The sequence below is a fragment of the Streptomyces sp. NPDC005393 genome, assembly GCF_040606675.1.
Classification (GTDB): domain Bacteria; phylum Actinomycetota; class Actinomycetes; order Streptomycetales; family Streptomycetaceae; genus Streptomyces.
In genome coordinates this window covers 56,021-82,271 of sequence record NZ_JBEXFG010000017.1, presented here as the reverse complement: position 1 = coordinate 82,271, position 26,251 = coordinate 56,021, and the positions used below count along the sequence as shown (strand labels likewise).

The following is a 26,251-nucleotide window of genomic DNA, read 5'->3' as shown; positions in this document are numbered from 1 at the left end:
GATGCGTCCGTCGCACCCCTCTTTTGATACGGTCCCCACGATCATGCAGTGCGAGGGGCCCGGACGTCGATGGTATGCGTCCGGCTGTCAGTGGCGGGTCGTAGGGTCTTCGGCATGGGAACCACCACCGGGAAGGCCGAACCGGCAGCCGGGCCACCGAAGTCCGACCGCCCCGCCTCGTTGTCGCCCTCACGCGCGGCCGACTTCATGCGGTGCCCCTTGCTGTACCGCTTCCGAGTGATCGACAAACTGCCGGAGAAACCGAGCGCCGCAGCCACCCGTGGCACGGTGGTGCACGCGGTGCTGGAGCGGCTCTTCGACGCGCCGGCGGCCGAGCGCACCGCGCCACGCGCCCGCGCGATGGTGCCGGGCGAGTGGGAGCGGCTGCTGGCGGCCAAGCCGGAGCTGGCGGAGCTGTTCAAGGAGGAGGGCAGCGCCCCGGCCCCGGAGCGGCTCGCCGAGTGGCTCACCGGGGCCCAGACGCTGGTGGAGCAGTGGTTCTCGCTGGAGGACCCGACCCGTCTGGAGCCCGCGGAGCGGGAGCTGTTCGTGGAGACGGAGTTGGAGTCGGGGCTGACGCTGCGTGGCATCATCGACCGGCTCGACATCGCCCCCACCGGTGACGTACGGATCGTCGACTACAAGACGGGCAAGGCCCCCGCGCCGCAGTATTCGGGCGAGGCGCTGTTCCAGATGAAGTTCTACGCCCTGGTGCTGTGGCGGCTGCGCGGCACGGTGCCGCGCCGCCTTCAGCTGGTCTATCTGGGCAGCGGCGATGTGCTGACGTACGACCCGGACGAGCGGGATCTGCTGGCCGTAGAGCGCAAGGTGCAGGCCCTGTGGGAGGCGATCCGGATGGCGACGGAGACGGGGGCCTTTCTGCCGCGCCAGACCAAGCTGTGCGGCTGGTGCGACCACCAGGCGCACTGCCCGGAGTTCGGCGGTACTCCCCCGCCGTATCCACTGCCGACCGTCCCGCCTCAGTGAATGGGGCTGCCGCGTAGCGGCCCCTGAGGGTGGTGGTGGGAGACGGGCAGGATAGAAGCAGCCGCGTAGCGCCCCCTGGGGGTGGTGGTGGGAGACGGGCGGGCAGAATGGACGCGGTCTAGCGAAGGAGATCCCGTGGCGATCCGCGTCCTACTGGTCGATGACCAACCGCTGCTGCGCACCGGCTTCCGGATGATTTTGGAGGCCGAGCAGGATCTGGCGGTCGTCGGCGAGGCGGGGGACGGTCTGCAGGCCCTCGACCAGGTCCGGGCGCTCCAGCCCGATGTGGTGCTGATGGACATCCGGATGCCGCGGATGGACGGCGTGGAGGCGACCCGTCAGATCACCGGCCCGGGGCGGGACGGCCCGGCCAAGGTGCTGGTGCTGACCACCTTCGACCTGGATGAGTACGTGGTGGAGGCACTGCGCGCCGGGGCCAGCGGCTTTCTGCTGAAGGACGCGCCCGCCACCGAGCTGGTGCAGGCCATCCGGGTGGTGGCGGGGGGCGAGGCGATGCTGGCGCCGAGCATCACGCGCCGGCTGCTCGACAAGTACGCCGGGCATCTGCCGTCGGGCGAGGAGCCGGTTCCGGACACCCTGCACACCCTCACCGAGCGCGAGGTCGAGGTGCTGAAGCTGGTGGCCCGGGGGCTGTCGAACGCGGAGATCGCCGCGGATCTGTTCGTCAGCGAGACGACGGTGAAGACCCATGTGGGCCATGTGCTGACCAAGCTGGGCCTGCGGGACCGGGTGCAGGCCGCCGTCTACGCGTACGAGAGTGGGCTGGTGCGCCCCGGCGCCCAGTAGGGCACCAGCAGAGCCGCAGCAAGGCGGGGCGGGCCCGACAGTGATGCGGGCCCGCCCCTTCCGCTCAGTCCCTGAGGGGGATCAGTCCTTGGGCGTCTTGGCGATCTCCCAGAAGCGGAAGACCGTCGAGGAGTCGAGGGTCCACTGGAGCCCGGTGATGTCGTCCTGGGCCACCGCGTACTGCTTGCCCTGCCACAGCGGCAGCATCGGCACCTCGTCGGCGACGATGTCCTGTATCCGCTGGAAGTCGCCGACCGTGGCCTCCCTGCTGGGCTGCTCCGCGGTGGCCGGGATGAGCTGGCTGGTCAGCTGCGCCGAGTTGTAGTGGTTGGCCAGGACGTTGTCGTTGCCGAAGAACGGGGCGATGAAGTTGTCCGGGTCCGGGTAGTCGGGCACCCAGCCCTTCACATAGACCCCGTACTTCCCGGCGGCCACGGCCTTCTCGTACGTCGCGACATCCGCGCTCTTCACATCGACGTCGAAGAGCCCGCTGGCGTTGAGCTGCTTGGCGATCTCGCGCAAGCCCGGGACGGTGCCGGGGCCGTAGCGGATCGGGGTGCCCCACAGCGTCAGCTTGACCTTGCCGGTGATGCCCGCGTCGCGCAGGGCCTGCTTGGCCTTCTGGGGCTGCGGCCGGTCGCCGTACTTGTCGTAGAAGGCCGTGTTGTGGCCGGTGATGCCGGCCGGGACGACCGAGTAGAGCGGCTCGGCGGTGCGCTTGTAGACGTCCCGCACCAGGGTGGAGCGGTCGATGAGGTACGCAATGGCCTTGCGCACCCCGAGCTTGCCCGCCACCGGGTGCTTCATGTTGAAGACGAGGTGCTGGACCTCGGCACCGGTGCCCTCGACGACGTCCAGGCTCTTGCCGTCGCCGAGGCTCTGAGCCTGCAGATCGGCGAGGTCCTTCATGGCCAGCCCGCGGTAGGCGAGGTCCACCTCGCCCTTCTGCACGGCGGACTTCAGCCGCGCCTGCTGACCGTGGAAGAACTTCATGGTCAGTCCGGAGTTATGGACCTTGGCGCCCCCCTTGTAGTCCCCGTTGACGGAGAAGTCCGCCTCCTTCTTGTCGAAGGAGTCCAGCTTGTAGACGCCGGAGCCGACCGCCTTGTCGTCGGTGCGCAGCTTGTCGGCGGGGTACACCTGGTGGTCGACGATGGATCCGGCGCCCGAGGCGATCTTCTGCGGGAAGGTGGCGTCGGCGTTCTTCAGATGGAAGACGACGGTCCGCTTGTCCGGGGTCTCGATCTTCCCGACCGAGCCGAACATCACCGCCGGACCGTTGTCGTCGTTGATCCGCAGGGTGCGCTCGAAGGAGAACTTGACGTCCTCGGAGGTGAGCGGGTGACCGTTGGAGAATGTCAGATCGTTCTTCAGGGTGCAGGAGTAGACCCGGCTGGTGTTGTCCTTGAAGCTGCACTTCTCCGCCGCCTCCGGCTGCGGGGTGGTGCTGCCCTTGGGGAAGCTCAGCAGGGACTGGAAGACGTTGTTGAACAGCAGCCAGGAGCCCGGGTCGTAGCCGGACGCCGGGTCGGTGGCCAGCACCTCGTCCGACATCCCCATGACCACGTGCTCGCCGCTGCCCGCGGCGTCACCGTCTTCGCTGCCGCATCCGGTGAGCAGGGCGGCGGCCAGCCCCGCGCCGAGGGGAGCTGCCAGCCACTGATCACGTTTCCTCACGGGTAGGTTCCTCACACTCTCGTTGGTCTTGTTTCTCGGCCCCCGTACGTCGGTTGTCAGTCGTTGGCACCCCGGGCGAGCTCAAACAGCTGGAGATTCGTCGAGGAGTCGTACGCGTACTCGGCCCCGATGATGTCCTTACGAGCGGCCACGTAGGTGTTCTCCTGCCACAGCGGCAGATAGGGCACATCGTTGGCGACGCTGTTCTGAATGGACTGGAAGTCCTTGTCCGCGAGGGTGCGCTGGGTCTCCTGCCGGGTCTTCGGGATCAGCTCGTCCTGGATGGTGCTGTTGCGGTAGGGCGAGTTGAGGAAGTTGTCCTTGGTGAGGAAAGGCGCGATGTAGTTGTCGGGGTCCGGGAAGTCCGGGAGCCAGCCCATGCCGTAGGCGGGGTACTGGCGCTTGATGATCGAGGGGCGGAACTTCGCCCACGGGACACCCTTGATCTTGATGGAGAAGAGACCGCTGGCGTTGAGCTGCCTTTGCAGCTCCTTGAACTCCGTGGCCGTCTCCGGACCGTAGTGGTCGGTGGTGTAGGTCAGGGTCAGCTTCACCGGGGTGGTGACGCCGGCGCTGCGCAGCACACGGCGGGCGGCCGCGGGGTCCGGGTCACCGTACTCGTTGTGGAACGAGTTGATATGCGAGCTGACGCTGGTCGGGATCAGCGAGTAGAGGGGCTCGGCCGTGCGCTTGTACACATCGCGCACCAGGGCCTGCCGGTCGACCAGATGCGCCATGGCCTGCCGGATCGCCTTGTTCTTCACCGAGGGGTCGGCGGTGTTGAAGACGAGGTAGCGGATGCCCTGGCCGGAGGACTCGAAGAGCCGGACGCCCTTCACCTGGCCCTTGTTCAGCTTGTCGATCTGATCGGGCGAGAAACCGCGGTGGACCACATCGAGGTCGCCCTTGGCCAGCGCCTTCTCCATGGCGGAGGCGTTGTCGAAGAAGCGCATCTCGATCTTGTCGGTCTTCGGCTCCGTATCGCCCTTGTAGTGGGGGTTCTTGGTGAAGACCACCTTGGTCAGGAGGTTGCCACGCACCTCGGTCTTCGCGCTGTAAGGCCCGGAGCCCACCATGTCGAAGCCCTTGCGCAGCGCGTCGTCCTTGTAGACCTCGCCGTCCAGGATCGCCGCGGCGGGGGTGGTGAGCTTGGACGGGAAGGTCGCGTCCGGATCCTTGAGGTGGATGACGACCTCGCGGGCGCTGGGGGTCTCCACCTTGTCCACGTTGGAGAGCAGCGACTTCGGGCCGTTGGGGTCGTTGATGCGCAGGACCCGGTCGAGGGAGAACTTGACGTCCTCGGAGGTGAGCGCGTGGCCGTTGGAGAACTTCAGCCCGCTGCGCAGGGTGCAGCGGTACTGCTCGCTCTGCCTGTCCTGGAAGCCGCAGCGCTCGGCGGCGTCGGGTATCGGCTCCGTCCCGGAGCGGGGCAGCCGCATCAGCGTCTGGAACGTGTTGTGCAGCACGCTCCACGAGGCGAAGTCATACGCCAGGGCGGGGTCCAGCGGCGCGGGGGCCACCTTCGTCGCCTCGATCCGGTCGGTGCTGCCCAGGACGATCGCGCCCCCGTCCGAGCCCGAGCCGTCGGTACCACCGCACGCGGTGAGCGCGGAAACCAGGAGGCCCGCCACGGCAGGCGGCACCAGCGACTTGCGCTTCATTGTCGGGAGTCTCCCTGCGATCGATCAACTACTCGCGACGAGATTAGTCCGCGGCGCCAGCCATGCTGGGACACAACGAAGTTGAGGCGATATCACGTCCCGATAACGAGCGACGGCTGACCGATATCCGAACGCGGTCGCGTTTCGTACGGCATGTCATCAATCCGGACACAAGGGCTCACCCAAACCGCATCAGAGGGGACGCGCAGCAGAGACCCACCCTGCTTGTCGACGGCATGCAGAGTGATAAACATCACGTTCAATCCGGCGCCAATGGCCCACGAAAAAGAAGCGCGCGTTATTCAGTCTGCAATTTACAGAAATACGCTCAGTGCGCGATCAGTGCATTGCAGTGATCAGGGTGTGCAGAAAAGGGAGATCGACTTCTTCCAGCGAGCGGACGATGGTGCGGCCCGCCGCGGGCTCGATCGGCACCACGGAGGGCACCGCCACTACCCGGCACCCCGCCGCCTCGGCCGCCCGGACGCCTGTCACGGTGTCCTCCACGACCACACACCGGGCCGGCTCGGCGGCGAGCCCGGCGGCGGCGAACAGATACGGGTCCGGATGCGGCTTGGTGCGGTCGACCTCGTCGCCCGCGACCGTCAGGGCGAAGTTCTCCGGACCCAGCGAGCGCAGGACGCGGTCCATCACCCGCCGGTGCGAGGCCGAGACCAGCGCGGTGGGAACGCCGTGCGCGGCCAGCTCGGTGAGCAGCCGGCAGGCGCCGGGCAGCATCGGCACACTGCCGTCGATCAGTTCGGTGAAGCGGCTGTTCAGCAGGCCGGTGAGCTCCGCGAGGGCGATATCGGCGCCGGTGGCCTGGATCAGGAAGGAGGCGCTGCGGGCCATCGGGCCGCCGACGACGACCTCGCGGTACTCCTCCGCGAGCGCGTGGCCGAGCTCGGCGAAGATCGCGACCTCCGTGTCCCACCAGATGCCCTCGGTGTCGACCAGGGTGCCGTCCATGTCGAGCAGGACGGCTTGCAGAGCGGAGCCTTCGGCCGTACGGGTGGCGACGGCGGGGATGCTGCTGGTCATCCAAACACCTCCGGATAAGGGGCACGAAGGCCGGCCCCCTTCCGCGATACGGAAGGCGACCGGCCTCTACCGGATCGACCAGTCTACGTCGCGCCGGGCCACGGCGCCTCATGCCCGCCGTAAGGCGCCCACGGACGGCCTAGGGGCCCCTACCGGGCGTTGAAGTACTTCGCCTCCGGATGGTGGATGACGATGGCGTCCGTGGACTGCTCGGGGTGCAGCTGGAACTCCTCCGAGAGCTTCACCCCGATCCGCTCCGGCTCCAGCAGGTCGGCGATCTTCGCGCGGTCCTCCAGATTCGGGCAGGCGCCGTAGCCCAGCGAGAAGCGCGCGCCGCGGTACTTCAGCGCGAACATGTCCTCGACATCGCTCGGGTCCTCCCCGGCGAAGCCCAGCTCGGCGCGGACCCGTGCGTGCCAGTACTCGGCCAGCGCCTCCGCGAGCTGGACGGACAGCCCGTGCAGCTCCAGATAGTCCCGGTAGGAGTCGGCGGCGAACAGCTCGGCGGTGGCCTCGCCGATCTTCGAGCCGACGGTCACGACCTGCAGCCCGACGACATCGGTCTCCCCCGACTCCTCGGGCCGGAAGAAGTCCGCGAGGCACAGCCGGCGGCCGCGGCGCTGGCGCGGGAAGGTGAAGCGGGTCCGCTCGCTGCCGTCCTCGCCGAGCAGGACGAGGTCGTCGCCCTTGGACACGCACGGGAAGTAGCCGTAGACGACGGCCGCCTCCAGCAGGTTCTCGGTGTGCAGCTTGTCGAGCCAGCCGCGCAGCCGCGGCCGCCCCTCGGTCTCCACCAGCTCCTCGTAGCCGGGCCCGTCGCCGGTGCGGGCCTGCTTGAGCCCCCACTGGCCCTTGAAGAGGGCGCCCTCGTCCAGCCAGGAGGCGTAGTCGGCCTGCTGGATGCCCTTGACGACGCGGGTGCCCCAGAACGGCGGGGTGGGGACCGGGTTGTCGGTGGCCACATCGGAGCGCGCGGGACCCTCGTCGGGCTCCGGCTCCCGCACCTCGACGGCGCGCTGGGGGACGCGGCGCTGCTTGAGCTCGGGGAGGGTGGCGCCGGGGACGCCGCGCTTGACGGCGATCAGCGCGTCCATGAGGCGCAGCCCCTCGAAGGCGTCGCGGGCGTAGCGGACCTCGCCCTCGTAGATCTCGTGCAGATCCTGCTCGACATAGGCCCGGGTGAGCGCCGCGCCGCCGAGGATGACGGGGTAGTCGGCGGCCAGCTTGCGCTGGTTGAGCTCCTCCAGGTTCTCCTTCATGATCACCGTGGACTTCACCAGCAGCCCGGACATGCCGATCACATCGGCCCGGTGCTCCTCGGCGGCTTCCAGGATCGCGGAGACCGGCTGCTTGATGCCGAGGTTGACCACGTTGTAGCCGTTGTTGGACAGGATGATGTCGACGAGGTTCTTGCCGATGTCATGGACGTCGCCGCGGACCGTGGCGAGCACGATGGTGCCCTTGCCCTCCGTGTCCGACTTCTCCATATGGGGCTCCAGATGCCCCACCGCGGCCTTCATGACCTCGGCGGACTGGAGGACGAACGGCAGCTGCATCTGTCCGGAGCCGAACAGCTCGCCGACGACCTTCATGCCGTCCAGCAGCGTCTCGTTGACGATGTCGAGGGCGGGACGCTCCCCCAGGGCCTCGTCGAGGTCGGTCTCCAGGCCGTTGCGCTCACCGTCGATGATGCGGCGCTTGAGCCGCTCGTCGAGCGGCAGGGCCAGAAGCTCCTCGGTCTTGCCCGCCTTGAGCGACATGGCGGTGGCGCCCTCGAAGAGCTGCATCAGCTTCTGAAGGGGGTCGTAGCCCTCGGCCCGCCGGTCGTAGATCAGGTCGAGAGCCGTGGTGACCTGCTCCTCGTCGAACCGCGCGATCGGCAGGATCTTGCTCGCGTGCACGATCGCCGAGTCGAGGCCCGCCTTGACGCACTCGTCGAGGAAGACCGAGTTGAGCAGGATACGGGCCGCCGGATTCAGACCGAAGGAGATGTTCGACAGGCCCAGCGTGGTCTGCACGGCCGGGTGGCGCCGCTTCAGCTCACGGATCGCATCGATGGTGGCGATGCCGTCCTTGCGGGACTCCTCCTGACCGGTGCAGATCGTGAACGTGAGGCAGTCGATGAGGATGTCCTCCTCGTGGATGCCCCAGTTGCCGGTCAGGTCGTCGATCAGCCGCTCGGCGATCTCCACCTTCTTCTCGGGCGTACGGGCCTGCCCCTCTTCGTCGATCGTCAGCGCGATCAGGGCGGCGCCGTGCTCCTGGGCGAGCCGGGTGACCTTGGCGAAGCGCGACTCGGGGCCGTCCCCGTCCTCGTAGTTGACCGAGTTGATCACCGCACGGCCGCCCAGCTTCTCCAGACCGGCGCGGAGGACGTCCACCTCGGTGGAGTCGAGCACGATGGGGAGGGTGGAGGCGGTCGCGAAGCGGCCGGCCAGCTCCTCCATGTCGGCGACCCCGTCGCGGCCCACGTAGTCGACACACAGGTCGAGCAGATGGGCGCCCTCGCGGATCTGGTCGCGGGCCATCTCCACACAGTCGTCCCAGCGGCCCTCCAGCATGGCCTCGCGGAACTTCCTGGAGCCGTTGGCGTTCGTCCGCTCGCCGATCGCCAGATACGAGGTGTCCTGGCGGAACGGAACGGTCTGGTAGAGCGAGGCGGCCCCCGGCTCGGGGCGCGGCTCGCGCTCGGTGGGGGTCAGCTCGCGGACCCGCTCGACGACCTGGCGCAGATGCTCCGGCGTCGTACCGCAGCAGCCGCCGACGAGGGACATGCCGTACTCGCGGACGAAGGTCTCCTGGGCGTCGGCGAGCTCGCCCGGGGTGAGCGGGTAGTGCGCGCCGTCCTTGCCCAGCACCGGCAGACCCGCGTTCGGCATGCACGCCAGCGGGATGCGCGAGTGGCGGGCGAGATAGCGCAGATGCTCGCTCATCTCGGCCGGGCCGGTCGCGCAGTTGAGGCCGATCATGTCGATGCCGAGGGGCTCCAGGGCGGTCAGGGCCGCGCCGATCTCGGAGCCGAGCAGCATGGTGCCGGTGGTCTCGACGGTGACCGAGCAGATCAGCGGCAGATTCGCGCCGGTGGCGTCCAGGGCGCGGCGGGCGCCGAGGATCGCGGCCTTGGTCTGCAGCAGGTCCTGGGTGGTCTCCACCAGCAGGGCGTCCGCACCGCCGGCGATCATGCCCTCGGCGTTCTGCTGATAGGCGTCGCGCAGCCTGGTGTAGGGGGCGTGGCCGAGGGTGGGCAGCTTGGTGCCGGGGCCCATGGAGCCGAGCACCCAGCGCTGGCGTCCGTCGGCCGCGAACTCGTCGGCGACCTCGCGGGCGATACGGGCGCCGGCCTCGGAGAGCTCGAAGACCCGCTCGGGGATGTCGTACTCGCCGAGCGCGGCGAAGTTGGCACCGAAGGTGTTGGTCTCGACGCAGTCGACGCCGACCGCGTAGTACGCCTCGTGGACGGACCGGACGATGTCCGGGCGGGTGATGTTGAGGATCTCGTTGCAGCCCTCGAGCTGCTGGAAGTCGTCGAGGCTGGGGTCCTGCGCCTGAAGCATCGTCCCCATCGCGCCGTCGGCGACCACCACACGGGTGGCCAGTGCCTCGCGGAGTGCGTCGGCTCGGGCGGCGGGCGTGGACGATGGCGTATGCGAGGCCATGGATGTGCTCCCTGGAGTGCGACGGCTGTCGGCTTTGCGCCCCCGGCTCATGGGGGGCGCACCACGCCAGCGTAGCTGCCGGGGCTCTTTCACCGGTGACCGTTCCATCTGCCGGGACGGGGGTGGCCGCGGCCGGCCGGGACCGGCCGTTGATCGTTTACGGATGCCCTGCTGTACCACGGGGTCGGCATGGACCGATATTGTTCAGCATTGTCGAACCGCAGTCAGGAGGTTGGCGATGGCCCGGAACATCCAGTCGCTGGAGCGAGCTGCCGCGATGCTACGCCTGCTCGCCGGTGGTGAGCGACGTCTGGGACTGTCCGACATCGCCTCCACCCTGGGGCTGGCCAAGGGCACCGCGCACGGAATCCTGCGCACCCTGCAGCAGGAGGGCTTCGTCGAGCAGGACGAGGCCTCGGGCCGCTATCAGCTCGGCGCGGAGCTGCTGCGCCTGGGCAACAGCTATCTGGACGTGCACGAGCTGCGCGCCCGCGCCCTGGTGTGGACGGACGACCTGGCGCGCTCCAGCGGGGAGAGCGTGTATCTGGGCGTGCTGCACCAGCAGGGCGTGCTCATCGTCCACCATGTCTTCCGCCCCGACGACAGCCGTCAGGTGCTGGAGGTCGGCGCCATGCACGCGCTGCACTCCACCGCCCTGGGCAAGGTGCTGTCCGCGTACGACCCGGTCGCGCACAGCGAGGTGGCCGAGGGCGCGCGGAAGGTGTTCACCCCCCGCACGGTGACCGGCGCCGAGGAGTTCGAGGACGTGCTGGCCCTGACCCGGGCGCGTGGCTGGGGCTCCGATGTGGAGGAGACATGGGAGGGCGTCGCGTCGGTGGCCGCCCCCATCCACGACCGGCGGCGGCTCCCGGTGGGCGCCGTGGCCATCACGGGCGCGGTCGAGCGGGTGTGCGGCGACGGGGAGCTGCGCTCGGAGCTCGTGGCCGCGGTACGGGACTGCGCGCGCGCCGTTTCCCGGGATCTGGGCGCCAGCCGCTTCTGACCAGGTCCGATGCCCGGCCCCGTCCTCTCCATCACGGTTTCACATCCTCGCGAGTTTTCCTTCACACGACCCTTGACGGGGTCTTCAGCGTGAAGAAAACTGCCGTTCATCGGTCGGCATTGTCGAACACCTGACGGCAATATTCGCTATGGTGGACTCGCCGCGGGCCGACCAACGCCCTCACCTGAGGGCGCGGATCCTCGGTGAGAGCCGGGGGTTCGCCTTCCCCTGGACGAAGGACAAAGGAGTCGCGGGTGTCAAGCTCCGACATCTTCATCGGCGAGACCATCGGTACCGCCGTACTCATTCTGCTCGGCGGTGGTGTCGTCGCCGGCGTGGTCTTGAAGCAATCCAAGGCGTTCGGCGCGGGGTGGGTCGCCATCACCCTCGGGTGGGGTTTCGCCGTGCTGACCGGCGCATACATTTCGGCGCCGCTCTCCGGGGCGCATCTCAACCCGGCGGTGACCCTCGGCCTCGCGATCGAGGGCGGCACCGAGTGGAGTGATGTACCCGTCTACATCCTCGGCCAGATGCTCGGCGCCATCATCGGCGCGACCCTGGTCTGGGTCGCCTATCTGGGTCACTTCCAGGCGCATCTCACCGACCGCGAGATCGTCGGCGGTCCCGGTGCGCAGGACACGGCGGTCGTGGGCAAGCAGAAGGCCACCGGCGCCGGTCCGGTCCTCGGCGTCTTCTCCACCGGCCCCGAGATCCGGAACGTGGCGCAGAACCTGGCCACCGAGATCATCGCCACCATCGTGCTGGTGCTCGCCATCCTCACCCAGGGCCTCAACGGCGACGGCAAGGGCCTGGGCGTCATCGGCATCCTGATCACCTCGTTCGTCGTGGTCGGCATCGGCCTCTCACTCGGCGGCCCGACCGGATACGCCATCAACCCGGCTCGTGACCTGGGCCCGCGCATCGCCCATGCCCTCCTGCCGCTGCCCAACAAGGGCGGCTCGGACTGGGGCTACGCGTGGATCCCCGTCGTCGGCCCGCTCATCGGCGGAGCCATCGCCGGCGGTATCTACGAGATCGCCTTCGCCTAGCCCCCACTCCCACGACTCGCAGGAGAGCAGCAGAATATGACCGACACCCACACCACGAGCGCCTCCTCGCACGGCCACGGGCCGTTCATCGCGGCGATCGACCAGGGCACCACCTCCAGCCGCTGCATCGTCTTCGACCGCGACGGCCGCATCGTCGCCGTGGACCAGAAGGAGCACGAGCAGATCTTCCCCAAGCCGGGCTGGGTCGAACACAACGCGACCGAGATCTGGGAGAACGTCCAGGAAGTCGTGACCGGCGCCATCACCAAGGCGGGGATCACCTCCGCCGACGTCAAGGCGATCGGCATCACCAACCAGCGCGAGACCACCCTGCTGTGGGACAAGAACACCGGTGAACCGGTGCACAACGCCCTCGTCTGGCAGGACACCCGCACCGACGCCCTCTGTCGCGAGCTCGGCCGCAACGTCGGCCAGGACCGCTTCCGCCGCGAGACCGGCCTCCCGCTGGCCTCCTACTTCGCGGGCCCGAAGATCCGCTGGCTGCTCGACAACGTCGAGGGGCTGCACGAGCGCGCCGAGTCGGGCGACATCCTCTTCGGCACGATGGACTCCTGGGTCATCTGGAACCTGACCGGCGGCGTCAACGGCGGTGTGCACGTCACCGACGTCACCAACGCCTCCCGCACCATGCTGATGAACCTGCACACCCTCGACTGGGACGAGAAGATCCTCTCCTCGATGCAGATCCCGGCCGCGGTGCTGCCGAAGATCCGCTCCTCCGCCGAGGTGTACGGACGGACCGCCGACGGCGTCCTCGCGGGCGTGCCGGTGGCCTCCGCGCTCGGCGACCAGCAGGCGGCCCTGTTCGGCCAGACCTGCTTCTCCGAGGGCGAGGCCAAGTCGACGTACGGCACCGGCACCTTCCTGCTGATGAACACCGGCGACAAGCCGGTCAACTCCTACAACGGCCTGCTGACCACCGTCGGCTACCGGATCGGCGAGGCGAAGCCGGTCTACGCCCTGGAAGGCTCGATCGCCGTCACCGGTTCGCTGGTGCAGTGGATGCGCGACCAGATGGGCCTGATCAACAGCGCCGCCGAGATCGAGACCCTCGCCAGCTCGGTGGACGACAACGGCGGCGCGTACTTCGTGCCCGCCTTCTCGGGCCTGTTCGCCCCGTACTGGCGGGATGACGCGCGCGGGGTCATCGCGGGTCTGACCCGCTATGTCACCAAGGCGCACATCGCCCGCGCGGTGCTCGAGGCCACCGCCTGGCAGACCCGCGAGATCGTCGACGCGATGACCAAGGACTCCGGTGTCGAGCTCACCGCGCTCAAGGTCGACGGCGGGATGACCTCCAACAACCTGCTGATGCAGACCCTCTCGGACGCCCTCGACGCACCCGTGGTGCGCCCGATGGTCGCCGAGACCACCTGCCTCGGCGCCGCCTACGCCGCCGGCCTGGCCGTCGGCTTCTGGCCGGACACCGAAACCCTGCGCGCCAACTGGCGCCGGGCCGCGGAATGGACCCCCCGTATGGACGCGGACGTTCGCGACCGCGAGTACAAGAACTGGCTCAAGGCCGTGCAGCGGACCATGGGCTGGATCGAGGACGAGGAGTAATCAATGACCACCCTGCAGAGCGTTCCGTCCCTCGGAACGCACCCGACCGCCGGTTCGAACCCGAGCCGCGCCGAAACCCGGGAGCAGCTGTCCAAGGCAACGTATGACCTCCTGGTGATCGGTGGCGGCATCCTGGGCATCACCACTGCCTGGCACGCCGCGCAGTCCGGGCTGCGGGTAGCCATGGTGGACGCCGGCGATTTCGCCGGCGCCACCTCCTCCGCCTCCTCCAAGCTGCTCCACGGCGGCCTGCGCTACCTCCAGACCGGCGCGGTCAAGCTGGTCGCCGAGAACCACTTCGAGCGGCGCGCGGTCTCCCGCAGCGTCGCCCCGCATCTGTCCAACCCGCTCACCTTCTACTTGCCGGTCTACAAGGGCGGTCCGCACGGTGCGGCCAAGCTCGGCGCGGGCGTCTTCGCCTACTCCGCGCTCTCCGCGTTCCGCGACGGGGTCGGCCATGTCATCAGTGCGGAGAAGGCCGCGCGCGATGTTCCGGAGCTGCGCACCGAGGGTCTCAAGGCGGTCGCGGTCTACGGCGACGGCCAGATGAACGACAGCCGCATGGCCCTGATGACGGTCCGGGCGGCGGCCGAGGCGGGCGCCACCGTCCTCAACCACGCCGAGGTCATCGGATTGCGCAAGACCGACGGCCGGGTGACCGGCGCCGAGCTCAAGGACCGCACCGACGGCATCGAGTTCGGCGTTGACGCCCGTCTGGTGCTCAACGCCACCGGCCCCTGGGTGGACCACCTGCGCCGGATGGAGGACCCGAACGCGGCGCCGTCGATCCGGCTCTCCAAGGGCGCGCATCTCGTCCTCAAGCGCACCGCCCCCTGGAAGGCGGCGCTGGCCACCCCGATCGACAAGTACCGCATCACCTTCGCCCTCCCCTGGGAGGACATGCTGCTGCTGGGCACCACCGACGAGGAGTTCGAGGGCGACCCGGCCGAGGTCGCGGTCAACGACAAGGACATCACCCAGATCCTGGACGAGGCGGCCTTCTCCATCCGCGACCAGCAGCTCTCCCGCGATCTGATCACCTACTCCTTCGCGGGTCTGAGGGTGCTGCCCGGCGGCCCCGGCGACACCGCCAAGGCCAAGCGGGAGACCGTCGTCACCGAGGGCACGGGCGGCATGCTCTCCATAGCGGGCGGCAAGTGGACCACCTTCCGCCACATCGGCCGCACCGTCATGAACAAGCTCGCCCAGCTGCCGGGCCGTCCGCTCGCGGACGACATGGAGCCGGTCAAGCTGCTCCCCAAGCACATGCCGCTGCCCGGTCTCGCCAACCCGCACGCCGTCGAGCACCGGCTGCTCGTCGACGGCGGTACGCCGGGGCCGCGGATGGCCGCCGACACCGCGCGCCATCTGGCGACGCACTACGGCTCGCTCTCCTTCGACATCGCCCGGCTGGCGAGCGGCGACGCCGCGCTCGCCGAGCGGATCCACCCGGACGCCCCGGAGATCTGGGCGCAGGTCGTCTACGCCCGGGACCACGAGTGGGCGCAGACGGCGGACGATGTGCTGCGCCGCCGTACCACCCTGACGATCCGTGGCCTGGACTCCGACGACGTCCGGAGCCGGGTCGAGGACCTGCTGGCCAAGCGCGCCTGATACTCCCCTCAGGCCGCTTACGGGTCCGGGCGGCCGGGTGAGAGACAACGTTCTTCTCCCCCGGCCGCCCTCATCACCGCCCCGTCCCTCACCGCGACCGCCTGCTCGTCCCCCGTTACGGCCGGAAAGAGCAGGTCCATGCCGCGCTGCCGGCGGAGACCGGGGTGGCCGCCGAGCGGCTCGGGTTCGACGCCTATGCGGTCGGCGAGCACCAAGCGGGGCCGTTTCCGGCCTCCAGCCCGACGGTGGTGCTGGGGGCGCTCGCGGCGCGTAACGTCCCGGATCAGGCTGCTGACCGGCGTGACCGACGTGGCGGTCCTGGACCCGGTGCGGGTCGCCGAGGACTACGCCACGCTCGACGGCTCCCACAAGGTCTACCGGCACGACCCGCAGTCGGTCACGGTCGACGGGATCGGACTGAGCAGCGCCCGGCAGATCGAGACGCTGGAGCGGTTCGCCGAGGAGATCGCCCCGGTGGTCCGCCGGGAGGCGCCCACCACGCTGTGGACCTGACCGGCGAACTCCATTGTTTCAGTGGGGAGTTGCGCATGGGAGCACCGCCTGACTCCTGAGGTGAAAAATTCGCGGGATCGCTCTTGCCTTCTTCGGTGGCACGCGCATCAATGGCATCGCCCACTGTGACGGGCAGTCAGAAAAGACTTCCACATCAGCGCACTTCCCCCACTCCGGAAGGCAGTCCCATGAGACGTATCAAGCTCGGGATCGGCACGGCACTGGGAGCGGCGGCACTGGCCACCGGCGCGCTCACCCTGGCGCCGACGGCGACCGCGGTCACGCCCACGACCGCGACCCTGACGGCCGACTGCGGGACCTTCGGCTCCGGCCGGGCGACGCTGGTGGCCACGCAGGACGGCACCTCAGCGACGATCACCCTGTCCTCGTCGGCGATCAAGGCACCGATCGACATTCCGGCGGGCTCGGTGAACTCGACGCTGACCCTGTCGAAGAACGGCTCGGACACCACGACGTTCACCGGCAGCTCCAACCCGGCCATCCCGTCCGGCTCCGATGTGAGCACCGGCCCGCTCACGGGCACGGTCGCCGCGGGCGACGTACTGGAGGCCACGTCGCTGAAGCTCGTGGTCTTCGGCCTGATCACGGTGGACTGCACCGCCACCTCGGCCCAGTCCCCGGGACCGTTCACCTTCTGACCTCCCCTCGCTGACAGCGCAAGCGGACCGGTGGCGTCCCCGGCAGACGCCGCCGGTCCGCGGGCGTACGCCATAATGGACCCATAGATCGGATGTTTGACCCGGGGAGGTCCACCAATGGCGGTCACCGACGAGGCGATCGAGAAAATCAAGGGCATGATCGTCTCGGGCGCGCTGCGCCCGGGTGACCGGCTCCCCAAGGAGAGCGAACTGGCCGCCGATCTCGGCCTGTCCCGCAACTCGCTGCGCGAGGCCGTGCGGGCACTGTCGCTGATCCGGATCCTGGACGTGCGACAGGGCGACGGTACGTATGTCACCAGCCTCTGCCCTCAGCTGTTGCTGGAGGCGCTGAACTTCGTCGTCGACTTCCACCGCGACGACACGGTGCTGGAGTTCCTGGCGGTGCGGCGGATCCTGGAACCGGCGGCCACGGCGCTGGCCTGCACCCGGATCAGCGACGCCGAGCTCGACGCGCTGAGCGCCCAGCTGGACGCGCTCGGACAGGAGCCGTCGGTGGAGGAGTTGGTCGCCTGCGATCTGGAATTCCACCGCGGCATCGTCCAGTCGTCGGGCAATTCGGTGCTCTGCTCGCTGCTCGACGGGCTCTCAGGACCCACCACCCGGGCCCGCGTCTGGCGCGGTCTGACCCAGGAGGACGCGGTCAGCCGCACCCTCCATGAGCACCGGGCGATCCTGAGCGCGCTGCGGGACCGCGACGCGGAGGCGGCGCGGTCGTGGGCGACGGTGCACATCGCGAGCGTGGAGCAGTGGCTGCGCTCCACGCTGTGAGGACGGTGGGCTCAGCCGCCCGGGCCGTAGGCGCGGGCCGCCTTGACGCCGAAGACGGCGGCGCGCTCGTCCTCCGAGAGATGCGGGGTGGCCCGCTCCGCCAGGGCCGTGATCATCTTCTCGTCGGAGTTGCCGAGCCAGCCGGGCGAGGTGGTGTGGGCGGGATAGCCCCGCTCGCGCAGCCGCGCGGCCGGGCTCGGCGCGGCCGGGCTCGGCGGCGCGCAGGATGGCGAGGGCCTCGTCGCGGGTGAGGGCGTCGGTGAGATAGCGGAAGTCGACGAGCTCGACCAGCTCTTCGGGCATCATCTCGGCGAGGAACTGGCACAGCGGCTTGGCGGCGTGCCGGGCGGCGAGGTCCCAGGCGGTGTTGACCACCAACCCGGCCGCCATATGCATGACACCCTTCTCCGGGCCGAGCCGGCGCAGCTGCGAATCGTGAGTCAGATCGCGGTGCGGCGCGGCGAGCCCGTCGGCCGCGAGGGGGCGGGGCGGCCCCACATGGGGGCGCAGGGCGCGGATGGCGGTCGCGGTGACGTCATTGCCGCGGCCGATCGTGAAGACGAAGCCGTGCCCCTCGGCCGCCGCTCCGTCCGCCGCGTTCGTACGCAGCACCACGTAGGCCGCGGAGTAGTCGGGATCCGGGTTCACCGCGTCCGAGCCGTCGTGCTGCTCCTGGGTGGGAAACCGGATGTCGTGGACCTCGAGCTCGGTGACGGTCGGACGCAGACTCAATGAGGGCTCCCTGAACGATGCACAAGAGAACATCGGACCTTTCGCGATGATCCGATGTATAGCGCCGCCCATACGGCCTCGTCCAGAGACACATGGGAATTTACGGGAGACAGGTCGGATGAATCTCTCCGCGCTCCTGTACGGGGCTGCGGCGGGAGACCCTGGAAGCCGTAGGCTTGGGACGCACGCAATGGAACTGCAGCCGGCGGCGGTACCGACCCGTCCGCCCCGGTCGGAAGGAGGCGCTGGGTGATCGAGCTTGAGGGGGTTCCCGAGCTGATCGACCCGGTCATGATCTGTGCCTTCGAGGGCTGGAACGACGCCGGAGACGCCGCCTCCACCGCGGTCGGGCACCTGGACCGGGAGTGGAAGGGGGAGGTCTTCGCCGCGCTCGACGCGGAGGACTACTACGACTTCCAGGTCAACCGGCCCACCGTGGCGCTGGAGGGCGGGATCCGCAAGATCACCTGGCCGACCACCCGGCTCTCCGTGGTCCGGGTGGAGAACGGGGAGAAGTCCCGCGATCTCGTGCTGGTGCGCGGCATCGAGCCGAGCATGCGCTGGCGGTCGTTCTGCAACGAGATCCTCGGCTACGCCCATGAGTTGGGCGTGGAGATGGTCGTCGTCCTCGGCGCGCTGCTCGGCGACACCCCGCACACCCGGCCGGTGCCGGTCAGCGGGGTCACCTCCGATCCGGACCTGGCCCGCAGCCTCGATCTGGAGGAAACCCGCTACGAGGGCCCGACCGGCATCGTCGGGATCCTTCAGGAGGCCTGCACCCACGCCGGGGTCCCGGCGGTGAGCCTGTGGGCGGCCGTGCCGCACTACGTCTCGCAGCCGCCGAACCCGAAGGCCACCCTGGCGATGCTCAACCGGCTCGAGGATCTGATCGGCGTGCGCATCCCGCTCGGCGACCTCACCGAGGACGCGCGCGCCTGGCAGCTGGGCGTGGACCAACTGGCCGCCGAGGACAGCGAAGTCGCCGAGTACGTCCAGTCGTTGGAGGAAGCGCGCGACACCGCCGAGCTGCCGGAGGCGTCGGGCGAGGCCATCGCCCGCGAGTTCGAGCGCTATCTGCGGCGGCGCGACGGCCAGCCGGGACCGGGCGGCCACGCGACCGAGACGGGCGGCGTCGCGGACGGCCGGGAGGGCGGTACAGCCGGGCCGGGCGCCTCGTATCTGCGGGACTCGACCAGCGGTCATACGCGGCCGCGCAAGCCGTCCCCCAAGGACGACGTGGCCAAGGACGACTCCGAGGGCGCCGACGGAGACGAAGGCGGCGCGGACCGGGGCGATACGGACCGGGGCGGCGACGGGGACGAGGGGTCCGGCCCCGACCAGTAGCCACGGCGCAGCGGAACAGCACGACGGCGGGCCCGCACCGGAATCCTCCGGTGCGGGCCCGCCGTCCTTGCCTGGCTGGGGGCACCTCCCAGCGGTAGCTGGGGGCGAGCCGAAGGGGCGCGCCACTGTCGAAAGGGAGAGCGCGCGGAGGCCCGTCGGGCTCCCATAAGCGGCTGGAGCGCCCCGGAGGCGAACCGAGCCCGAAAAAATTACAGCGCGACGCCGAGCAGCGCGTCCACGGCGCGCGACACCAGACCGGGCGCCCCCTCGTCCGTACCGCCGGCGGACGCCTGCGCGGCGGCCCAGCGGTCGACGGCGGCCAGGGCGGCCGGGGCGTCGAGGTCGTCCGCCAGAGCCTCGCGGATCTCCTCGAGGAGCGCGTCGGCGGACGGCCCGTCCGGCCGGGAGACGGCGGCGCGCCAGCGGCCGAGCCGCTCCTCGGCCTCCCGGAGCACCTCGTCCGTCCACTCCCAGTCCTCGCGGTAGTGGTGGGCCAGCAGCGCGAGCCGGATGGCCGCCGGGTCCACTCCGTCTCGGCGGAGCGTGGAGACGAAGACCAGGTTGCCCTTGGACTTGGACATCTTCTCGCCGTGGAGGGCGACCATCCCCGCGTGCACATACGACTGCGCGAACGGCCGCTCGCCGGTGAGCACCTGGGCGTGCGAGGCGCCCATCTCATGGTGCGGGAAGGCGAGATCGGATCCGCCGCCCTGCACATCGAAGCCCATGCCGAGATGGTCGAGGGCGATGGCCACACACTCGATGTGCCAGCCGGGGCGGCCGGGGCCGAGCGACCCGCCGTCCCAACTCGGCTCGCCCTCGCGGGCGGCGACCCAGAGCATCGGGTCGAGGGGGTTCTTCTTGCCGGGGCGCTCCGGGTCGCCGCCGCGCTCGGCGGACAGCAGCCGCATGGCCTCGGCGTCGAGCCGGCTGACCGATCCGAAGGAGGGGTCGGATTCCACGGAGAAGTAGACGTCGCCCTCGAGCTCATAGGCGGCGCCCAGGTCGCGCAGCCGCTCGACGAGCGGCACGATGCCCGGTATCGACTCGACGGCGCCGATGTAGTGGCGCGGGGGAAGCATCCGCAGGGCCGTCATGTCCTCGCGGAAGAGGGCGGTCTCGCGCTCGGCGAGGGCCGTCCAGTCGTCCCCGTTCGCCACGGCCCGCTCCAGCAGTGGATCGTCGATATCGGTGACGTTCTGGACGTAGTGCACCTGCCGCTTGGTGTCGAGCCACACGCGCTGAACGAGGTCGAACGCGTTGTAGGTCGCCGCATGACCCAAGTGGGTGGCGTCGTACGGGGTGATACCGCAGACGTAGATGCGGGCGACGGGGCCGGGGACGATGGTGATCGGCCCCCCGGTCGCGGTGTCGTGAATCCTCAGGTCCCGGCCACTGCCGGGCAGGGCGGGAACCTCAGAAGCGGGCCAGGCATACATGCAATGAGCGTAACCGGATGCCAGTTCCGGATACGAACCGGACCAGTGCTGTTGGCCGGATAGGCGGTCTTGCGCAAACGCTCGTGAACTGCTTCGTCCCCGCTCGCCGGCCCGTTCGTCCGGTTCGTCCGCTCAGACCGGCGGCCAGGGGATGGCGGGCCACTGACCGCTGGGCTCGGGGTGCGCCTTGGTCCGCAGCAGCGTGGCCACACGGGCCCGCAGCGCCACGATCTCGGCCTCGGTGATCAGTTCCGCCAGCCGGGCGCTGAGCGGCCCGCCGTCGGCCAGCTGATCCGCCAACCGGCCCAGCACCTCCAGCACATCGTGCGGCAGCGGCTCCCCGGCCCAGCCCCACAGCAGTGTGCGCAGCTTGTCGTCGGCATTGAAGGTCACGCCGTGATCAATCGCATAGAGCCGGCCGCCGCCCGCGGGCAGCAGATGCCCGCCCTTGCGGTCGCCGTTGTTGATCACCGCGTCGAGTACGGCCAGCCGGCGCAGCCGTACGTCGTCGGCGTGCACCAGCAGCGCGGTACGGCCCTCGCCGACCTCGGCGAAGCCCACCGCCTTCCAGCCGGGGCCCGGCTCATCGGCCTCGACGAGCGCGAGCAGCTCCGGGCCCTCGATCTCCCCGCTGCCGTCCCCGGACCCGTCGCCGTGTCCGTCCGTGGCCACCTCGACCCACAGCTGGCACATCCCCTGCCCGTACGGTCCGTCCCGCAGCACGGTGGGCGGAACCAGGCCCCAGCCGGTCGCCTCGGAGATCTCGTACGCCGCGACCTCGCGCTGGGCGAGCGTGCCGTCCGGGAAGTCCCACAGCGGGCGCTCCCCGGCCACCGGCTTGTAGACGCACGGAGCGCTGTGGCCCTCGTACTCCACCGTGCAGTACAGCACCGCGTTGGACGCCTCCCGGACCCGGCCGCGCACCGTCAGCTCGCCCAGGGCCAGCAGCTCTGACGGGGCCGGGGGCGTCACGCTCCGCGGCGGTATCCGTTCTGGCGCGGACATACGTGTCCCTCCGGGTCGAGTGGCAGGCTGCACAGCGGGCAGGGCGGACGGCCTGCGTTGACGACCTCCAGGGCGCGCTTGGCGAAGGCGCGCGCCTGGGTCCCGCTGAGCCGCACCCGCAGCATGGGCGGCCCGTTCACATCGTCCTGCAGCAGCCGCTCCTCGGCCTCGGCCAGGTCCTCCTCGGACTCGGCCTCCAGCTCGACGAGCGCCTGCGCCTCCACGATCATGCGCTGTTCCTCGCCGTCCCAGGCGAGCGCCATGGTGCCGACCCGGAACTCCTCCTCCACGGGGGCTTCCAGCGGCGCGGTGTCGGTGAGTTCGGACGGTGCGACGGCGGGGACCGGGGCGTTTCCGCCGGTGCGCCGCACCACCTCGTCGAGCAGTTCGTCTATCCGCTCGGCCAACGCGGCGACCTGCGTCTTCTCCAGCGCGACGCTGGTGGTCCGGCCACCCGCGGACGCCTGCAGGAAAAAGGTACGGCGGCCAGGCAACCCGACCGTACCGGCGACGAAACGGTCCGGTGGGTCATAGAGGAAGACCTGACGGGACAACGTCCTGCTCCATTTGGTTCGACTGCTCGGCTGATTGACTGCTGGCTGCTGACTGCTGACTGCTGGGTGTCACGACTGGCCGGTCACGGCCGTCACGGCACGTCGCGGCGGTGCGGCACCACCCTACTGCGCACGGAGATCACGGTGCTCCCGCGTCGCCGCCCACCGCCGCGTCCCCGCCCCGGTCCGCGGGGGTGTCCTCGCGCGGGGCCAGCCCCGCGAAGTCACCGGTGTCCCCGAGCCGCACGAGGAAGGGACGGAGCGAGGTGTAGCGGATCGCGGTGACCGAGCAGGGCTCGGCCGAGATCCGCTGGAAGAGATCGAGGTGCAGGCCGAGGGCGTCCGCGACAAGCGATTTGATGATGTCGCCGTGCGAGCACATCAGATAGACCGCGTCGGCTCCGTGCCGCTCCTCGATCCGGGCGTTCCAGTCGCGTACCGCGTCGACCGCGCGCGCCTGCATGGCCCGCATGGACTCGCCGCCCGGGAAGGCGGCGGCGGACGGATGCTGCTGGACGACGTTCATCAGCGGTTCATCGGCAAGTTCGGCGAGCTTGCGGCCCGACCACTCGCCGTAGTGGCACTCCCCGATCCGCTCCTCGGTGTGCACGGGCAGCTCGGGGCGGGCGGCGAGCAGCGGGGCCAGCGTCTCCTGGCAGCGCTGCAGCGGGCTGGTGACGACGGCGGCGAGCGGCAGCCGCGCCAGCCGGCCGGGCAGCGCCGCGGCCTGGGCGGCGCCGCGCTCGTCGAGGGCGACACCGGGTGTCCAGCCCGCGAGGACGCCCGCGGTATTGGCGGTGGACCGGCCGTGCCGGACGAGGATCAGCATGGGCATGTCTGCCACCCTACGACCACCCCGGTGCCGATCAGCGGGGGTGCGTAGCGATCCCGGAGCCGGTCCCCCCTGTGCGTTTCGGCGCCCGAGCAGGCAGAATGCCCGGCGTGATCGTGGATTGTGCCATCTACCGGGACGGGCGCCGCACCGAGGGGCCCGCCGACTTCTCCGACGCCCTCGACCAGGCGCGTGCGACCGGGGACGCCTTTTTGTGGATCGGTCTGCATGAGCCGACGGAGAAGGAGTTCGAGCTCGTGACCAGCGAGTTCGGGCTGCACCCGCTGGCCGTCGAGGACGCGCTGACCGCCCACCAGCGGCCCAAGCTGGAGGTGTATGACGACTCGCTGTTCCTGGTCCTCAAGCCGGTCCAGTACGACGACAAGACGGGCACCGTCACCGCGGGTGAGCTGATGGTGTTCGTCGGTGACTCCTTCGTCGTGACCGTCCGGCACGGCGAGGCCAATCCGCTCGGCACGGTGCGCGAGCGACTGGAGCAGGCCCCCGAGGTGCTGCAGCAGGGGCCGACGGCCGTGATGTACGCGGTCTCCGACGCGGTCGTGGACCGATATCTGGACGTCGCGGACGCGCTGCACGAAGACCTGGACGAGCTGGAGACGGAGGTGTTCGCACCGGACGGCACCGCCGGGCAGAACACCGCGGGGCGGATCTACTCCTTCAAGCGCGAGGTCCTTGACTTCCGTCGGTCGGCGGGCCCGTTGGCAGAGCCGATGGAGCGGCTCGCGGGCGCCGGGGTGCCCTTCGTACATGCGGGGTCGCGGCCGTTCTTCCGCGATGTCAGCGACCATCTGACCCGGGTGAACGAGCATGTGGAGGGGCTGGACCGGCTGCTGTCGGACATCCTCGGCGCCCATCTCGCGCAGATGGGCGTGCGGCAGAACGACGACATGCGGAAGATCTCGGCGTGGGCGGCGATGGCCGCGGTGCCAACGATGATCGCCGGCATCTACGGGATGAACTTCGACCATATGCCCGAGCTGAGGCAGCCCTGGGGCTACCCGGGGGCGGTCGGGCTCATGGCCACAGTGATCTTTCTGCTGTACCGCTGGTTCAAGCGCCGCGGCTGGCTCTGACCGGACGTTCGCGGCGGGCGGTGAACAGCGGCGGTCAGACGAACTCGGGCGCCTCGGGCGCGGCCGTCGCGGGGCCGCCCAGCGCGTTCCGTCGCTCGGGCATCCGCAGCGACACCATGCGCCGCCAGCCGCCCAGCCGCTCATACGCGTACCGGGCGTGGATCCCCGCCGCCAGCACCCCGCCCTTCGCGTTCGACCAGCCCAGAATGCGCCCCATATGGGCCATCACGGCGAGGCTGACGTCCTTATAGACGTCCATTTCGACGAGCGCGCTCTCGCGCAGGGCGCGCTGGATGGTCCGGCCGTACCCGGCGGCGGCCAGGCGCAGCAGCTCCTCATGGCAGTAGGCGAGATGGTTGTCCTCGTCATCGGAGATCATCGCGACCGCGCGGCCGAGGTCCGGATGGTCGCCGAAGTACTTGCGCAACATCGTCATCTGCGCGGAGGCGCGCTGTTCGGTGACCCTGCTGTGCGCGAGGTAGACGACGATGTCCTGCTCGGTCAGCGGCTCATCGCGGCACAGCTTCTCATGGGCGAGGCCGATGCCGCGCGCCTCCAGCAGCATCGTGTAGTCGGTCTCGCGCGGGACCTCCAGCGGCTCCAGGCCGCGCTTGTGGAGCAGGGCGTTGAAGATCCGGCCGTGTTTGTCCTCGTCCGCGCCATGACGGGTGATCTTTGGCGCGAGGGCGCGCTGCCTGCCGGGCACGAGGGCGGCGATCCTGCCGTTCTCCCAACCTCCCTGGGCCTCGCCACTGGCCGCGATGGAGCAGAAGAGCTGAAACGACTCGTCGTTGTCGAGGATCTCCTGGAAGACGCGCTTCGCCGAGAGCATCACTGCCTCCTCCGTGCACGACATTCGTGCAGAAAAAGTCAAATGCCGGAGGCGCGGAGCGGCAACAGCTGGGGCGCCGGACTCGGCCGGACGGGGGAATCCGCCGGGCGCAGCGCCCGCGTAACCCCGGGGCGCCCAAGGCGTTGTGCTGGATGACGGCCGTGGCGGGGAAGACCCCCGAGCCCCCACCACGGCCGCAGGACTTCCTTCGCGGCCTTGGTGGCGGCTGTACTTGGTGGCGGCTTTGCCTCGGTGGCGGCTTTACGCGAGCCCGGCCCGCTCCAGCGCCTCGACACCGGCCCGCAGCCCGGCCAGCCGCTCCTCCAGCGTGAAGCCCGCGGGGGTGAGCGACAGGGTGGTGACCCCGGCCTCGGCGTACGCCTGCATACGGTCGGCGATGCGCTCGACGGGGCCGAGCAGCGCGGTGGAGTCGATCAGGTCATGGGGGACAGCGGCGGCCGCGCCCTCCTTGTCCCCGGACAGGTACTTCTCCTGGATCTCGGCAGCCTCCTTCTCGTACCCCATGCGCTGCGCGAGCTTGTTGTAGAAGTTCTGCTTCGCGCTGCCCATACCGCCCACATAGAGCGCGGTGTACGGGCGGAAGTTGTCGGCGAGGGCGCGCACGTCGTCGCCGAGGGCCATGGGGACGGTGGGCACGACGTCAAAGCCCTCGAGGTCCTTGCCCACCTTCGCGCGGCCCGCGCGCAGCGCGCTCAGGGTGGTCGCCTCGGCGTGCTCGGGGGCGTAGAACAGGACCAGCGCGCCGTCGGCGATCTCGCCGGTCTGCTCCAGGTTCTTCGGGCCGATGGCCGCGATGTACAGCGGGATGTACTCGCGCACCGGGTGCACGGTGAGCTTGAGGGGCTTGCCGGGGCCGCCGGGCAGCGGCAGCGTCCAGTTGTCACCGTCGTGCGTCAGCCGCTCGCGCGACATCGCCTTGCGGATGATCTCCACGTACTCACGGGTGCGGGCCAGCGGCTTGTCGAACCGCACCCCGTACCAGCCCTCCGACACCTGCGGCCCCGAGACGCCGAGCCCGAGCCGGAAGCGGCCGCCGGAGAGGGTGTCGAGAGTGGCGGCGGTCATCGCCGTCATCGTCGGCGTACGGGCCGGGATCTGGAAGATGGCGGAGCCGACGTCGATGTGCTCGGTCTGGGCGGCGACCCACGAGAGCACGGTGGCGGCATCCGAGCCGTACGCCTCGGCGGCCCAGCAGACGGCATAGCCGAGCCGGTCGGCCTCGCGGGCGACCGCGAGGTTGTCCGCGTCCATTCCGGCGCCCCAGTAGCCGAGGTTGATGCCGAGCCTCATACCGCACCCCTTACTGATCAGTAACGTCGCTGTTCCGGGGACTCTAGCGCGCGAGGCCGCGCTGCGTC

General features: G+C 69.8%; 20 protein-coding genes and 2 pseudogenes. 11 read left to right on the top strand and 11 right to left on the bottom strand.

Going from position 1 to position 26,251, the window contains the following annotated elements; all coding sequences use genetic code 11:
• Window positions 1-114 precede the first annotated feature (114 nt).
• Window positions 115-987 carry a RecB family exonuclease gene (locus ABZS71_RS16960; protein ID WP_356210821.1) on the top strand — a complete coding sequence of 291 codons (873 nt, stop codon included), beginning with the start codon at window positions 115-117 and terminating at the stop codon, window positions 985-987.
• A gap of 135 nt (window positions 988-1,122) precedes the next feature.
• On the top strand, window positions 1,123-1,794 hold the full coding sequence (locus tag ABZS71_RS16955) for a response regulator transcription factor (RefSeq protein ID WP_355844176.1): 672 nt from the start codon (window positions 1,123-1,125) through the stop codon (window positions 1,792-1,794).
• Between the two features lie 81 nt (window positions 1,795-1,875).
• Here the strand turns inward: ABZS71_RS16955 and ABZS71_RS16950 are convergent, their stop codons facing one another.
• From ABZS71_RS16950 to metH, 4 genes are all read right to left on the bottom strand, one after another.
• Window positions 1,876-3,471: an ABC transporter substrate-binding protein gene (locus tag ABZS71_RS16950; RefSeq protein WP_356210818.1), complete on the bottom strand. Its 1,596-nt coding sequence runs from the start codon at window positions 3,469-3,471 to the stop codon at window positions 1,876-1,878.
• Between the two features lie 56 nt (window positions 3,472-3,527).
• Complete coding sequence (locus ABZS71_RS16945) at window positions 3,528-5,132, bottom strand: ABC transporter substrate-binding protein (RefSeq protein WP_356210815.1); 1,605 nt, start codon at window positions 5,130-5,132, stop codon at window positions 3,528-3,530.
• Between the two features lie 339 nt (window positions 5,133-5,471).
• On the bottom strand, window positions 5,472-6,173 hold the full coding sequence (locus ABZS71_RS16940) for an HAD family phosphatase (RefSeq protein WP_355844185.1): 702 nt from the start codon (window positions 6,171-6,173) through the stop codon (window positions 5,472-5,474).
• A 149-nt stretch (window positions 6,174-6,322) separates the two neighbouring features.
• Window positions 6,323-9,829: a methionine synthase gene (gene metH / locus ABZS71_RS16935; RefSeq protein WP_356210813.1), complete on the bottom strand. Its 3,507-nt coding sequence runs from the start codon at window positions 9,827-9,829 to the stop codon at window positions 6,323-6,325.
• A 238-nt stretch (window positions 9,830-10,067) separates the two neighbouring features.
• On the opposite strand from metH, the gene ABZS71_RS16930 reads away from it, so the two are divergent.
• From ABZS71_RS16930 to ABZS71_RS16900, 7 genes and pseudogenes are all read left to right on the top strand, one after another.
• Window positions 10,068-10,832 carry an IclR family transcriptional regulator gene (locus tag ABZS71_RS16930; RefSeq protein WP_355844190.1) on the top strand — a complete coding sequence of 255 codons (765 nt, stop codon included), beginning with the start codon at window positions 10,068-10,070 and terminating at the stop codon, window positions 10,830-10,832.
• A gap of 254 nt (window positions 10,833-11,086) precedes the next feature.
• Window positions 11,087-11,881, top strand: coding sequence for an MIP/aquaporin family protein (locus ABZS71_RS16925; protein WP_355844193.1), 795 nt, complete (start codon window positions 11,087-11,089; stop codon window positions 11,879-11,881).
• A gap of 36 nt (window positions 11,882-11,917) precedes the next feature.
• The gene (gene glpK, locus ABZS71_RS16920; protein WP_355844196.1) at window positions 11,918-13,465 is read left to right on the top strand and encodes a glycerol kinase GlpK; all 1,548 of its coding nucleotides are present in this window, start codon (window positions 11,918-11,920) and stop codon (window positions 13,463-13,465) included.
• 3 nt (window positions 13,466-13,468) lie between these two features.
• Complete coding sequence (locus ABZS71_RS16915; protein ID WP_356210811.1) at window positions 13,469-15,079, top strand: glycerol-3-phosphate dehydrogenase/oxidase; 1,611 nt, start codon at window positions 13,469-13,471, stop codon at window positions 15,077-15,079.
• A gap of 170 nt (window positions 15,080-15,249) precedes the next feature.
• Window positions 15,250-15,439: pseudogene (locus ABZS71_RS16910) on the top strand (LLM class flavin-dependent oxidoreductase); the annotation flags it as partial.
• A 341-nt stretch (window positions 15,440-15,780) separates the two neighbouring features.
• Window positions 15,781-16,251 carry a hypothetical protein gene (locus ABZS71_RS16905; protein ID WP_356210809.1) on the top strand — a complete coding sequence of 157 codons (471 nt, stop codon included), beginning with the start codon at window positions 15,781-15,783 and terminating at the stop codon, window positions 16,249-16,251.
• 117 nt (window positions 16,252-16,368) lie between these two features.
• A complete protein-coding gene (locus tag ABZS71_RS16900; protein WP_355844205.1) occupies window positions 16,369-17,040 on the top strand; it encodes a FadR/GntR family transcriptional regulator in 672 nt (223 codons plus the stop codon).
• Window positions 17,041-17,129: 89 nt separating this feature from the next.
• On the opposite strand, the pseudogene ABZS71_RS16895 reads toward ABZS71_RS16900, so the two are convergent.
• A pseudogene (locus ABZS71_RS16895) lies at window positions 17,130-17,805 on the bottom strand (fuconate dehydratase); the annotation flags it as partial.
• Between the two features lie 216 nt (window positions 17,806-18,021).
• On the opposite strand from ABZS71_RS16895, the gene ABZS71_RS16890 reads away from it, so the two are divergent.
• Window positions 18,022-19,116 carry a PAC2 family protein gene (locus tag ABZS71_RS16890; RefSeq protein ID WP_356210806.1) on the top strand — a complete coding sequence of 365 codons (1,095 nt, stop codon included), beginning with the start codon at window positions 18,022-18,024 and terminating at the stop codon, window positions 19,114-19,116.
• Between the two features lie 209 nt (window positions 19,117-19,325).
• On the opposite strand, the gene mshC is transcribed toward ABZS71_RS16890, so the two are convergent.
• The 4 genes from mshC to ABZS71_RS16870 form a co-directional block, all read right to left on the bottom strand.
• A complete protein-coding gene (mshC, locus tag ABZS71_RS16885; protein WP_356210804.1) occupies window positions 19,326-20,555 on the bottom strand; it encodes a cysteine--1-D-myo-inosityl 2-amino-2-deoxy-alpha-D-glucopyranoside ligase in 1,230 nt (409 codons plus the stop codon).
• A 132-nt stretch (window positions 20,556-20,687) separates the two neighbouring features.
• A complete protein-coding gene (locus tag ABZS71_RS16880) occupies window positions 20,688-21,560 on the bottom strand; it encodes an SCO1664 family protein (protein WP_356210801.1) in 873 nt (290 codons plus the stop codon).
• Entirely contained in the window at window positions 21,524-22,114 is a 591-nt protein-coding gene (locus tag ABZS71_RS16875) for a DUF3090 domain-containing protein (protein ID WP_355844218.1), read from the bottom strand. The genes ABZS71_RS16880 and ABZS71_RS16875 overlap by 37 nt, the downstream gene beginning before the upstream one ends.
• 139 nt (window positions 22,115-22,253) lie before the next feature.
• Window positions 22,254-22,949, bottom strand: a complete 696-nt coding sequence (locus ABZS71_RS16870; RefSeq protein WP_355844221.1) for a histidine phosphatase family protein — start codon at window positions 22,947-22,949, stop codon at window positions 22,254-22,256.
• Window positions 22,950-23,047: 98 nt separating this feature from the next.
• Here ABZS71_RS16870 and corA point away from each other — a divergent pair, with 98 nt between their 5' ends.
• The gene (corA, locus tag ABZS71_RS16865; protein WP_355844224.1) at window positions 23,048-24,040 is read left to right on the top strand and encodes a magnesium/cobalt transporter CorA; all 993 of its coding nucleotides are present in this window, start codon (window positions 23,048-23,050) and stop codon (window positions 24,038-24,040) included.
• A gap of 34 nt (window positions 24,041-24,074) precedes the next feature.
• Here corA and ABZS71_RS16860 read toward each other — a convergent pair whose 3' ends face one another.
• Together ABZS71_RS16860 and ABZS71_RS16855 are read right to left on the bottom strand one after the other, a co-directional pair.
• The gene (locus tag ABZS71_RS16860; RefSeq protein ID WP_356210799.1) at window positions 24,075-24,872 is read right to left on the bottom strand and encodes a ferritin-like domain-containing protein; all 798 of its coding nucleotides are present in this window, start codon (window positions 24,870-24,872) and stop codon (window positions 24,075-24,077) included.
• A 261-nt stretch (window positions 24,873-25,133) separates the two neighbouring features.
• Window positions 25,134-26,183 carry an LLM class F420-dependent oxidoreductase gene (locus tag ABZS71_RS16855; protein WP_355844230.1) on the bottom strand — a complete coding sequence of 350 codons (1,050 nt, stop codon included), beginning with the start codon at window positions 26,181-26,183 and terminating at the stop codon, window positions 25,134-25,136.
• Window positions 26,184-26,251: the final 68 nt, after the last annotated feature.

Excerpts from the sequence above, each read along its gene's own strand:
- ABZS71_RS16960 (WP_356210821.1), top strand. The coding sequence starts at position 115 with ATGGGAACCACCACCGGGAAGGCCGAACCGGCAGCCGGGCCACCGAAG.
- ABZS71_RS16945 (WP_356210815.1), bottom strand. The coding sequence starts at position 5,132 with ATGAAGCGCAAGTCGCTGGTGCCGCCTGCCGTGGCGGGCCTCCTGGTT.
- ABZS71_RS16940 (WP_355844185.1), bottom strand. The coding sequence starts at position 6,173 with ATGACCAGCAGCATCCCCGCCGTCGCCACCCGTACGGCCGAAGGCTCC.
- metH (WP_356210813.1), bottom strand. The coding sequence starts at position 9,829 with ATGGCCTCGCATACGCCATCGTCCACGCCCGCCGCCCGAGCCGACGCA.
- ABZS71_RS16930 (WP_355844190.1), top strand. The coding sequence starts at position 10,068 with ATGGCCCGGAACATCCAGTCGCTGGAGCGAGCTGCCGCGATGCTACGC.
- glpK (WP_355844196.1), top strand. The coding sequence starts at position 11,918 with ATGACCGACACCCACACCACGAGCGCCTCCTCGCACGGCCACGGGCCG.
- ABZS71_RS16915 (WP_356210811.1), top strand. The coding sequence starts at position 13,469 with ATGACCACCCTGCAGAGCGTTCCGTCCCTCGGAACGCACCCGACCGCC.
- ABZS71_RS16905 (WP_356210809.1), top strand. The coding sequence starts at position 15,781 with ATGAGACGTATCAAGCTCGGGATCGGCACGGCACTGGGAGCGGCGGCA.
- ABZS71_RS16900 (WP_355844205.1), top strand. The coding sequence starts at position 16,369 with ATGGCGGTCACCGACGAGGCGATCGAGAAAATCAAGGGCATGATCGTC.
- mshC (WP_356210804.1), bottom strand. The coding sequence starts at position 20,555 with ATGTATGCCTGGCCCGCTTCTGAGGTTCCCGCCCTGCCCGGCAGTGGC.
- ABZS71_RS16880 (WP_356210801.1), bottom strand. The coding sequence starts at position 21,560 with ATGTCCGCGCCAGAACGGATACCGCCGCGGAGCGTGACGCCCCCGGCC.
- ABZS71_RS16870 (WP_355844221.1), bottom strand. The coding sequence starts at position 22,949 with ATGCCCATGCTGATCCTCGTCCGGCACGGCCGGTCCACCGCCAATACC.
- corA (WP_355844224.1), top strand. The coding sequence starts at position 23,048 with ATGCCCGGCGTGATCGTGGATTGTGCCATCTACCGGGACGGGCGCCGC.
- ABZS71_RS16860 (WP_356210799.1), bottom strand. The coding sequence starts at position 24,872 with ATGCTCTCGGCGAAGCGCGTCTTCCAGGAGATCCTCGACAACGACGAG.
- ABZS71_RS16855 (WP_355844230.1), bottom strand. The coding sequence starts at position 26,183 with ATGAGGCTCGGCATCAACCTCGGCTACTGGGGCGCCGGAATGGACGCG.